This window comes from Dokdonella sp., from assembly GCF_019634815.1.
In the GTDB taxonomy this organism is placed as follows: Bacteria; Pseudomonadota; Gammaproteobacteria; order Xanthomonadales; family Rhodanobacteraceae; genus Dokdonella_A.
Genome location: NZ_JAHCAP010000041.1, coordinates 1 through 11,033 on the forward strand (window position 1 = coordinate 1; position 11,033 = coordinate 11,033).

10 protein-coding genes are annotated in these 11,033 nt (G+C 64.7%); 3 read left to right on the plus strand and 7 right to left on the minus strand.

Annotated features, from left to right (window positions below):
• Window positions 1-20: 20 nt before the first annotated feature.
• From KF759_RS13825 to KF759_RS13850, 6 genes are all read right to left on the minus strand, one after another.
• Complete coding sequence (locus KF759_RS13825; protein ID WP_291226429.1) at window positions 21-1,232, minus strand: restriction endonuclease subunit S; 1,212 nt, start codon at window positions 1,230-1,232, stop codon at window positions 21-23.
• Entirely contained in the window at window positions 1,229-2,329 is a 1,101-nt protein-coding gene (locus KF759_RS13830) for a virulence RhuM family protein (RefSeq protein WP_291226430.1), read from the minus strand. The genes KF759_RS13825 and KF759_RS13830 overlap by 4 nt, the downstream gene beginning before the upstream one ends.
• Window positions 2,326-4,572 carry an N-6 DNA methylase gene (locus tag KF759_RS13835; protein ID WP_291226431.1) on the minus strand — a complete coding sequence of 749 codons (2,247 nt, stop codon included), beginning with the start codon at window positions 4,570-4,572 and terminating at the stop codon, window positions 2,326-2,328. Before KF759_RS13835 ends, KF759_RS13830 begins: the two co-directional genes overlap by 4 nt.
• Before the next feature lie 208 nt (window positions 4,573-4,780).
• Window positions 4,781-6,613, minus strand: coding sequence for a glutamine--fructose-6-phosphate transaminase (isomerizing) (gene glmS / locus KF759_RS13840; RefSeq protein WP_291226432.1), 1,833 nt, complete (start codon window positions 6,611-6,613; stop codon window positions 4,781-4,783).
• Window positions 6,614-6,706: 93 nt separating this feature from the next.
• A complete protein-coding gene (locus KF759_RS13845; protein WP_291226433.1) occupies window positions 6,707-7,714 on the minus strand; it encodes an NAD-dependent epimerase in 1,008 nt (335 codons plus the stop codon).
• A gap of 63 nt (window positions 7,715-7,777) precedes the next feature.
• Window positions 7,778-8,122 carry a hypothetical protein gene (locus tag KF759_RS13850; RefSeq protein ID WP_291226434.1) on the minus strand — a complete coding sequence of 115 codons (345 nt, stop codon included), beginning with the start codon at window positions 8,120-8,122 and terminating at the stop codon, window positions 7,778-7,780.
• Between the two features lie 228 nt (window positions 8,123-8,350).
• Between KF759_RS13850 and KF759_RS13855 the strand changes: the two genes are divergently transcribed.
• From KF759_RS13855 to KF759_RS13865, 3 genes are read left to right on the plus strand one after another with little or no spacing between them, the layout of a single operon-like run.
• On the plus strand, window positions 8,351-8,575 hold the full coding sequence (locus KF759_RS13855; RefSeq protein ID WP_291226435.1) for an antitoxin MazE family protein: 225 nt from the start codon (window positions 8,351-8,353) through the stop codon (window positions 8,573-8,575).
• Window positions 8,572-8,898 carry a type II toxin-antitoxin system PemK/MazF family toxin gene (locus KF759_RS13860; RefSeq protein WP_291226436.1) on the plus strand — a complete coding sequence of 109 codons (327 nt, stop codon included), beginning with the start codon at window positions 8,572-8,574 and terminating at the stop codon, window positions 8,896-8,898. Before KF759_RS13855 ends, KF759_RS13860 begins: the two co-directional genes overlap by 4 nt.
• Complete coding sequence (locus KF759_RS13865) at window positions 8,895-9,674, plus strand: hypothetical protein (RefSeq protein ID WP_291226437.1); 780 nt, start codon at window positions 8,895-8,897, stop codon at window positions 9,672-9,674. Before KF759_RS13860 ends, KF759_RS13865 begins: the two co-directional genes overlap by 4 nt.
• A 33-nt stretch (window positions 9,675-9,707) precedes the next feature.
• Here the strand turns inward: KF759_RS13865 and KF759_RS13870 are convergent.
• Window positions 9,708-11,033 (minus strand): hypothetical protein (locus tag KF759_RS13870; protein ID WP_291226438.1); only part of this gene is annotated, 1,326 nt, incomplete at its 5' end.

Consider the following 11,033-nt stretch of genomic DNA (forward strand, 5'->3'; position numbering starts at 1 on the left):
CCGGCAGGTTGTGACCTGGTTTACACCGCGAGGTCGCCGCGCATCAGGCGGGGGAGCAGGAGGTTGCGGGCCTGGCGGAGTTTTTCGTTTTGCTGATCGAGCACCGCGATCTGTTGGAACATGGGCGCTACCGAATCATCGAACTCGCGCAACACCGACGATGGCGGCAAAGCGACCACATATTCGTCGAAGCAACCGGCCTGAACCCGTTGCCGGCCTGACGATCCAATCATGCTTTTGATAGCGTGTTCGCGAAAATCATAGGTGCGCGCCAAGCAGTAAACGAAGTAGGGACTGACCGAAGTTCCACGCAACACAATGAATTCGGTCGAGCCACAAGCTACGTCTCCTTCATCGAGGAAACAGACGAGGCCCGTTTTCCCGTTCTCCAGACAGGGCGTGATCCGTGCGAGCAGTACGTCATTGGCCCGGAACTTCACGGCGGTGTGCACTGTGCGTCGCTCGAAGTCGCCTCGATCAACGGTCATTCCCGTTTCCGATAGCGCCGCCATCGGGACATACCACACCTCTCTGCCGCGCTCGATTCTTTCCGTGGGGTTGATCGCAATCAAATCGGGCACGACTTTCCGCTCCCACCCCTCCGGCACGCCATCCACGATCTTGACGTGCTCGTGGCCGGGGAAGCGCAGGTGCACGAACCATTCGCGGTACAGCAGGCGGGCGGCGTCTTCCAGCAGCTTGATGCGGCGGCGGTTGTTTTCGATGAGGTCGTCGTAGGCGGAGAGCGTGTCGGCGATGCGTTGTTGCTCGGCGAGATGAGGAATCCGAACCTCAAAGGTAGGGAACCTTGCAATGGGTATGCGATCAACCGTCGCGCCTGTCATTACGTTGGCAAGCATCTGCGCCTTCCAGCTTGGTGACAGGAAGTAGTAATGCAGGAATCGCGGCACAACCTTCGCCGTATCCGGACGCACCAGCGCCATGCGTCGCCCAAGGCAGCCGCGGAATCCGTCCGGGATTATCGCGTAGAGGTGCAACGTCGCCTCGTATGAGAAGACGATATCGTCCTTTCGCGGTATGACTCGCTTTGTCCAAAGCGGGAACTCTTGCTCCGATACATGCCGAATCTCCGTAAGATCTAATCGTCCCTCCAACGTCACATTCTTGATGCCAAGGAATACTGGCCCGTCACTAGATTCTTTCGGCGTGGCGTGCGGGCCGTCATATATGCCGATGCATACATCTTTAATCGGGCCAACAAACGCACTCACGCCCCCGACTCCTCGAAGTTGAACCCCTGATACCATCCGCTCATGACCACCCTGTCCCGCAGCAATCCGCACTTGTCCACCCCCGCCAAGCGTGCGCAGACCGCACGGGTGACGATTGCCACGTCTTCGGCCATCGAAGGCATCCACGCGCCGTTCAAGACGGCAAAATCCGCCGGCACGGCTTCCGCGTGCGCCTTCGCATCGGCATGGCTGACCTTGCCGCCACCATCCAACACCTTGCGCTCGTTGAAATGCAGGAACTCGTCCAGCTTGTCCGCCCAGTCTTTCAGGAACACTTGTTTGCGCCGCCGGGCTTGGTCTTCGGCGTAGTCCAGCCACATCACCACGATGCGGTTGAGTTCGTCGATCTCGTCCTCGCGCAGGTAGTTCTTGGCGATACCCACGTCCGCCTTCTGCACGCTGCCACTCTTCCAAGTGGTCAGGCCCATGTTTTCGCTGGCATGGTTGGCGCGTTGGCTGATGATTTCCGCCGCCGTCTTGCCGGTGGCGGCGAAGTGCAGCTTGTTCTGGATGATGCGGAAGAACTGCGTGCTGTCCTTTTGGCTGGGCGCGTAGTCCGCCGCCATGGCGAAGATTTCGCGCACCCGCAGGTACATGCGCCGCTCGCTGGCGCGGATGTCGCGGATACGGGCGAGCAGCTCATCGAAGTGGTCGGGCACGCCATTGCCGGCGACGGGCGGGTTTTTCAACCGCTCGTCGTCCATGGTGAAACCCTTGAGCAGGTATTCTCCCAGGCGCTCGGTCGCCCACTGGCGGAACTGGGTGCCGCGCGCGCTGCGCACCCGGTAGCCCACGGCCAGGATTGCCGACAGGCTGTAGTGCAAGACCCGGTATTCCTTGCCGTCAGCGGCAGTTGTCAACCAAAAGTTGACAACTGCATCCGGGTCAAGCTCCCCCTCGGCGAGGATGGCTTTCAGGTGCTTGGCGATGTTCTGCTTGCTGGTCTGGAACAAGTCGGCCAGTTGCAGTTGGGTCAGCCACAGGGTTTCGTTCTCGAACCGACATTGGATGCGGGTACGCCCGTCCTCGGTGCGGTAGAGAATGAACTCGGAAGCACTACTCGGTTGGTCGCTCACGCCCCCAACTCCTCGAAGTTGCGGGCGATCTTCGCGGCCAGTTCGACAGCCTCGGCGTTCAGATCGCTCAGTTCGACGTGGATGTCTTTCAGCGCCGCCTCGAAGTCGAAATCCTCGTCCACCTCCTCCGGCGCCACGCCCACGTAGCGGCCCGGCGTCAGCGACCAGTCGTTGGCCTCGATCTCGGCGCGGCTGACCAGTTTCACCAACCCCGGCACGTCGCGCAGTTCGGCCTCGGGGAAGCGTTCCTGCAGCCATAGCGCCTGCCGGTGGATATAGCGCACCGGCTTCAATGCTTCCACCGCCGCCTTGCGGGCTTCGTCGGTCGCCTTGCGCAGGCGGTTGAGTTCGCGGGGAGTCGTGCCCTCACCCCCGGCCCCTCTCCCGGTGGGCGAGGGGAGCAGAGCCAAGGCCTCCAGCGCGTGGCCGGCCAGTTTGTGCAGATGATCGGCGGTTTTGATCAGGTCGCGGCTGCGCTCGGCCAGCGGCGCCAGGCGTTCGCGGGCCTGGTGCAGGGCGGTGTTGTTGGCATCTGCGGCGATGGGGTTGTCCGCCTGCTGATGCACGGCCTTGGCGTAGGCGGCCACATCGCCATCGAAGGTGGTCAGCGCCTCGGCAAGGGCGCGTTTGGCGGGCTCGGCTTCCGGGCTGCCATTGCCATCGGCAAGCCGGCCCACGGTCTCGGCCAGCGCGCGCGCCTGCGTGAGGTAATCGTGCAGCGGTGCGAGGCTGGCCTGCGCTTCGGCCACGGCATTGGACAGATGCTGGCCCACCAGCGCGAGGAAGCGATCCGTCTGGCCACGGTACAGCCAGACGATGCTGGTCAGGTTGGCCAATTGCTCGGGGCTGAAGTCGTAGATCTTGCGCGTGACCTTGCGATAGACGTTGCGCGCATCCAGCATCAGCACGGTATCCGTTCCGCGTACCAGGCGGCCATCCATGGCGCGACTCTCCGGCTTCGTCGAAGCCCCGGCCCGGCCATCCTTGGCCGTGCGTGCGGAGTCGCCGGCAATGCCATTCAAGGCATTGCCGAAGCGCGCCTCCTTACCCTTGTCGAAGAACCACAGCTCGCAGGGCACGGTGCGGGTGTAGAAGAAATTGCCGCGAATGGCGACCATCACGTCCACATGCCCGGTTTCCACCAGCTTCTGGCGCACCTTGGCTTCCTCGCGCCCGGCGCTGCTGGCCTGCGAGGACATCACGAAGCCGGCGCGGCCGCGTGCCGACAGGTAGCTGTAGAAATAGCTGATCCACAGGTAGTTGCCGTTGCTGACCTTGCCGGCCTTGTTCACGCCGGGCAGGCCGAACGGCAGGCGCGGGTCCTTGCGGACCTTTTCCGCATCCACCTCGTCCACATTGAACGGCGGGTTGGCCATCACGTAGTCGGCCTTGCCCAGCAGTTCATGCGGGTCGGTGTAATAGCTGATCGCCTCCATGATGTTGCCCTGCAAGCCGTGCACGGCCAGGTTCATCTGCGCCAGCTTGATGGTGGTGGCGTTCTTCTCCATGCCGTAGAAGGTCAGCGCCTTGCTGGGGTCACCGTGGTTGCGCTCCACCAGGTTGGCGCTCTGCACGAACATGCCGCCGGAACCACAAGCCGGGTCCAGCACGCTGCCGCGCGCCGGCTCGATCAGGCCCGCAATCATCTGCACCAGGGAGATCGGGGTGAAGAACTCGCCGCCGTCGTGCGCGCCCTGGTCGGCGAACTGGGTGAGGAAGTATTCGTAGATGCGGCCGAAGATGTCGCCGTGGGCGGTCTTCAGTTCCTCCGGGTTGAGCTTGCGCAGCAGTTCGCCCAGGTCGGCGTTGGCGATCTTGTGGTACTCGGCCTTGGGCAGCACGCCGTGCAGGGCGTCGTAGTCGGCTTCGATGCCGTCCATCGCGTTGATGATCGCGGCGGCGCGGTCGGCCGAATCCGGCATGCTCACCAGGTGGTCGAACTGGGCTTCCGGTCGCAGGTAGATCGCGCCTTGCTGGCCGAAATCTTCCTTGCTCAGTGCGCGGGTCTTGCCGCCGCGGCTGGGCAGGCCCGCTTCGATGCCCGGCTTGACTGCAAGAAAACGGCTGTAGGCATGGCGCAGGAAGATCAAGCCCATGACCGGCATGAAGTACTCGTTGCTGGCCAGGCCGGAGTTGGCGCGCAACAGGTCGGCGGCGCTCCACAGGCGCTTTTCGATGGCTTCGATGGTCTGGAGTTGGCTCATGCGGCCATTTTGGCAAGGACGCCGAATCAAAACACCCACTATCGAGGCAACGCTCCTTCAGCCTCTCGGGCGGCTCGGATCCAGATGTCGGAACTTTCACAAACCCACTCACCCGGCCTGTGACCGGAAGCCGTGCGCTGTCCTCGGACCCTGCTGCGACGCGCAGCGGGAGGTTTATGGCCGTGACTGACACTCGGAGTTGGACCAACCAAAACCCGGTTGATCCAACCATTCGCTCGTACCCGCGCTATTCCACCGTCACGCTCTTGGCGAGGTTGCGCGGCTGGTCGACATCGGTGCCGCGCAACACTGCGACGTGGTAGGCGAGGATCTGCAGTGGCACGGTGAACACGATCGGCGCGATGAAGCTGCCGCCCGAGGCGACCTTGATCACGGCGCCGCGTCCATCACTCTGCACCACGGGCGCATCGGTGTCGGCGAACACGAACAGCTCGCCGCCGCGTGCGCGGACTTCTTCGAGGTTGGAAGCGAGCTTTTCAAACAGCGCATTGTTGGGCGCGACCGCGACCACCGGCATGTCGGCATCGACCAGCGCGAGCGGGCCGTGCTTGAGTTCGCCGGCCGGATAGGCCTCGGCGTGGATGTAGGAGATTTCCTTGAGCTTGAGCGCGCCTTCGAGCGCGATCGGATAGTGCACGCCGCGACCAAGGAACAGTGCATGGTGCTTGGTCACGAAGCGATGCGAGAGCGAGGCGATCGCGGTCTCCAGTTCGAGGATTTCGCCGACCACGCGCGGCAGGCTCGCCAGCTCCGCCACCAACTCGGTGCAGCGCGCCGAGCCGATGCCATTGAGGCGCGCGAGCTCGATCGTGAGCAGCGCGAGCGCGGCGAGCTGGGTGGTGAAGGCCTTGGTCGAGGCAACGCCGATCTCGGGGCCGGCGCGGGTCATCAGCACGAGGTCGGACTCGCGCACCAGGCTCGATTCGGGCACGTTGCAGATCGCCATCGAGCCGAGGTACCCGCGCGCGCGGCCATCACGCAGCGCCGCGAGCGTGTCGGCGGTTTCGCCCGACTGCGATACCGCGAGGAACAGCGTGCCTTCCGGCACCACGCTGCGGCGATAGCGGTATTCGCTGGCGACTTCGACGTTGCAGGAAATGCCGGCGATGCCTTCGAGCCAGTAGCGAGCGACCAGGCCGGCATGGAAACTCGTGCCGCAGGCGACGATCTGCACGTGGCGCACCTTGCCCAGCAGCTGGTCGGCATCGACGCCGAAGATGTTGGGCAGCACGCGACCATCGGCGATGCGGCCTTCGAGCGTATCGGCCAGCGCGCGCGGCTGCTCGAAGATTTCCTTGAGCATGTAGTGCCGATACTCGCCGCGCTCGACCGCATCGGCGCTGAGGTCGCTGGTGCGTTCGCTGCGCTGCACGGTCGCGCCGTCGGCATCGAAGATCGCGTAGCCATCGCAGGCGATCTGCGCGACATCGCCCTCTTCGAGATAGACCACGCGATTGGTCTGGCGGATCAGCGCCTGCACATCGGAACCGAGAAAGTGCTCGCCTTCGCCGATGCCGAGCACGAGCGGGCTGCCGCGCCGCGCGCCGACGATGCAGCCGGGCTCGTCGCGGCTCATCACCGCGATCGCGTAGGCGCCGTGCAGGCGCGCGGTCGCCGCGATCACCGCTTCGCGCAGGTTCGCGCCATCGCCGATCGCGGCATCGACGAGATGGGCGATGACTTCGGTGTCGGTCTGCGAGGTGAACACGTAGCCACGCGCAGTGAGCTCCGCTCGCAGCGTGGCGTGGTTCTCGATGATGCCGTTGTGCACGACCGCGATGCGTTCGCTGGAGACGTGCGGATGGGCGTTGGCGGTGTTGGGCTCGCCATGCGTGGCCCAGCGCGTGTGCGCAATGCCCGAGCTGCCTTCGAGCGGGGCGTGTGCATACAGTGTTTCGAGTTCGCACACCTTGCCAGCCGCACGAATCCGCACCAGTGCGTCGTTCTCGAGCACGCAGATCCCGGCCGAATCGTAGCCGCGGTATTCGAGCGCCTTGAGACCGGCGAACAGCGCCGGAACCACGTCACGCCGCGCAGTCGCGGCGACAATGCCACACATTCGCAGACACCTTGGAAAGCGGAAGGCCGCGCACCGCGACCGAGGCCGGCGATGGTGGCGTGCGCGTCTTTCCGGCGGGTTTCCAGCACGATCTCAGGAGTGAAAGTAGGCGCGGTACCAGTCGACGAAGCGCTCGATGCCGACTTCGACCGGCGTCGAGGGTGCATAGCCGGTGTCATGGCTCAGTTCGGCGACATCGGCCCAGGTGTCAGGCACGTCGCCCGGCTGCATCGGCAGCAGGATTTTCTGCGCGCTGCGGCCGAGTTTCGCTTCGAGCAATTCGATGTAGCGCGCCAGCTCGATCGGACGATCGTTGCCGATGTTGTAAAGACGGTAGGGCGCCGAGGAACTGCCCGGGTCGGGCGCCAGCGGATCGAAGTCAGGATTGGGCGCAGCGACATGGTCGAGCGTGCGTACCACGCCCTCGACGATGTCGTCGATGTAGGTGAAATCACGCGAATGCTTGCCGTGATTGAACACCTCGATCGGCTCGCCGGCGAGGATCTTGCGCGTGAACAGGAACAGCGCCATGTCGGGGCGGCCCCACGGACCGTAGACAGTGAAGAAGCGCAGGCCCGTCGTCGGCAGGCGATACAGATGGCTGTAGGTATGCGCCATCAATTCATTGGCTTTCTTGGTCGCCGCATACAGGCTCACCGGATGATCGACCGCATCGCGCACCGAGAACGGCAGCTTGCGGTTGGCACCGTAGACCGAACTCGATGAGGCATAGACGAGGTGCTCGACCTTGCCGTGGCGACAAGCCTCGAGCAGGTTGACGAAGCCGACCAGGTTCGAATCCACGTAGGCATGCGGATTGGTCAGCGAGTAGCGCACGCCGGCCTGGGCGGCGAGGTTGACCACACGCTGCGGCTGGAAGTCGGCGAAGGCGCGTTCCAGCGCGGGGCGATCCTCGAGCGCGGCCTGCACGAAGGAAAACGCCTTGTGCGGCGCCAAGCGATCCAGCCGCGCCTGCTTGAGCGATGGATCGTAGTAGTCGTTGAGGTTGTCATAGCCCAGCACCTCGTCGCCGCGCTCGAGCAGGCGGTGGGCGAGGGTCGAGCCGATGAAGCCGGCGGCGCCGGTGACGAGTACGCGCATGGGAAATCGCAGGTCGGGTTCGTGCGTGCAGTTTAAGGCTTCGGCCGCGCGCCCTGCCGGGCTTCAGCTGCGCAGCACCGAGCCGTAATGGAATTGCCGCACGATGCGTGCGCGCAGCGTGGCGGTATCCGCGTGCGCGGCATGGATGAGCACGATGCGTTCCTCCGGCACGATCGCCGAGGGCAGCTCCAGCAGCGCCTGCTCGCCGCGCGCATACCCGTGCGATCCATCCCGGATGGCAAGGGTCGACGTGATCGACGCCGTGGTGGTCGCCGTGCAGCTCGCGTCATGCAGCCGCGCGCGCGGCGGCGGCGCGACCGAACCATAAGCAGGAATGCCGTCCGGTGGTGCGGTCACCACGGCGTAGCTGCGCGGCTGGGCCACCCGCACGAGATCGATGAGGAACACGGAATCACGATGATGGGTGGACAGTGAGACTCCGACTCGTCGCGCTCGTGTTCGAGCGCGGCTATTCGCATACACCCGCCCCGCATCGCTGCCCGAGTGCCGGGCGTGGCTGCGCATCGGTCGATGATCGACATGCCCTGGTTCGATTCATGGTGGCGGGCTTTTCGTTGCATGTAACGGAATTGCCGCGTATCGTGTTGCATGTAACCACACAAGAGGGTCGCACACATGAGCGCCTCGCACGTCAATGCACGCGTCCAAAAGCACCGCGCCGCGCTGCGCATGGCAGGACTGCGCCCGGTGCAAATCTGGGTGCCGGATACGCGCCGGCCGGACTTCGCGGAGGAATGTCGCCGCCAATCCATACTTGTGGCCCAGGCAGACAGCGCCGACACCGCCATGCAGCAGTTCATGGATGCAGCCTTGGCAGACGTGGGGGGCTGGACGGAATGATGCGCGGCGATCTCGTGACGATCGCCGTGCAAGGGGACTTAGGCAAGCCACGGCCCGCGTTGGTTATTCAGGCCAACCAGTTCAGCGAGAATGCGAGCATGACGGTGCTCCCCATCACCAGCACGCCTGTTGCCGCGCCCTTGCTCCGCGTCACTCTCAAACCGAGTGCAGAGAATGGCTTGCAGAAGCCTTCCCAGGTGATGGTGGACAAGGCCATGACGGTGAAGCGCGACAAGTTGGGGCCAGTCGTCGGCCACCTCGATGCGGATGCAATGGTCGAGGTCGAGCGTTGCCTGGCGGTGTTCTTGGGCATCGCCAAGTGACGGGCACCGGCCTCAAGCGCGACATCGCCGCGCAGACCAACCAGAACTACCAGACCGTGACCGGCCTGATCCCCGCCGGAACGCGCACCGCGCAGGGCACGGGCGGGGCCTTCACCAAGGATCTCACCGCGTACTTCACGGCCGGCTTCACCCAGGCCGCGCCGGTGGCCTTCGTCAACTTCAAGGATCTCGATCCCGACGGCGGCCCGACGCCCGTGGAAGCCGACCAGATCCGGCGCAAGGTCTACAGCGGCTGCACCTATGCCACGCGCCAATGCACGCGCTACTCCAACGGAAGCTTTGGGCTGTGCGAGAGCGTGCCAAACCAGCAGCAGTGGCAGCGGGGCGTGTGCCCGTTTTCGATCGACGCCTACGGCAACGTGCCGCCGCTGGACCGGCCCATCAGGGCCGCCGGCGATCATTATGAGTGGGCCGGCCCGGTGAGCACCTGTGGCGGCGCGATCATGACGCCGATCCCGGCCGGCGGCATGCTCACCAACGGCTGGATCACGCAGTGGGGGTACGATCGCAACGGGAGCGGTAGCATTGGCAACTACTGTGCCCAAAGCGTTCCCGGCTACGAGTGCCGCGATTCCAGGGTCATCGGCAACATCAACATGAACAACATCACCTGGGCGGCCGATACCTGCGAGACACGCACCTGGCCGGTTGCGGGCATGGCGGCCCCGCAGGTGCAGTACGGGAGCCAGTACAGCCAGCTCGGCGTGTGCTGCAGCTATCGCTGGGAGCCGGACTTCCCGGCCTCGACCCCGTAGGCGAGGCGCGCAGGGCGCCTCGCCGCCGATGGTTCAACTGCCGTGGTTGCAGTCGGAATAGGAATTGGTCTGCACGCTGCAGGCGATCTTGCGCCAATCGCCATTGAAGGGAATCCGCCCAGGGCGCGTGAAGATGTAGGTGCCGCGCTGGCGCGGTGACGCTTCATACCAGTCAAAATCGGTGAAGTTGTCCATCATCAAGCCCACCATGCGCTCGCCCGCGACGAACAGCCGCGTGCCCACGTGCCGGATCACGGACGCCGAGCCGTTGGAAGCGCTGAGGTAGGCCATGATATGGCCCACGCCGGTGTCGGGCTCGAACCACGCCATCCAGCGCAGATCCTTGCGGATCTTGTCGTCGGGCCACCAGCTGAAAAAGCGCAGGCCGCACCAGGGATCGCTTGCGACCGGGGCGCAGCTGATGTCGTACTGGCGCGAGCCCGCGGGCGGGGGCGTGACGGGTATGGTGTAGCCATAGATCGGGTCCACCATCACGCCATAGGCGCGGCTCGAGGGCGTCAGGCGCACATTGACCACGCTTTCGCGGTGGGCCATAGGGGGGTGGTTGGATTCAAACTTCATCACCATGAGCCAGTCGCCCGACAGGTCGGCCTCGGCCACCAGGGGCGGGCCGGACATGGCGTGCACCATCTTCTGCGTCACGCCGTTGACGGTGAGGATGCCGGTACGCGGGCCGGTCCAGGCAAAGCGGGTGACATCGTTGGTCGGGGTGGTGACGCGATCGTGCGGGGCGCAGCCCCGGCAGGGGCCGCCGCTCATTTCAAAGGTCGTCAGCGGAACGTCTGCGATGATGCCGGTGGTACGCAGGGCATCCTCGCTGTTGTAGGTGAAGGTGCCGCCCAGGGCATGGACGACCATCTTGCCGGCGTCGTCGTAGAAATAGATCGCCCCGCCGACCGTGCCGCGCGAGTCGGGCGTCACGTCGATGCTCATGGCGCCCAGGGTGGTGGAATCGCCACCGGGCACCGCGATGTAGTCACCGAACACGATGGGCGCGGGCACGCCAAAAGCCTCCCACGGCGCGGGCGCGTCCGCAGCAGGAGCAAGGGCGGTCTTGACCGCCGCGCCATCGGGCGGAGCGGCCAGCGCCAGCGCCGGAGCGCCCACGGCGAGCGCTACGGCCAGGGCAAGGGTATGCAGGGATCGGATCATGGATTTCCTCCTTGGGTAAACAAGACGGCCTTCGTGGCACGCACTGTGAGCATGCCACGGGTGGGCGGATACGCAAATTAGGGCAATACCGGCGTCGGTGGCACAGGCAAGGTTGTCCGCGTCGCGAGTGCACCTACAGCCGATCGTCGACCGCCTGGAGCGGCAGTGCGTGCTTGACGTCGAACA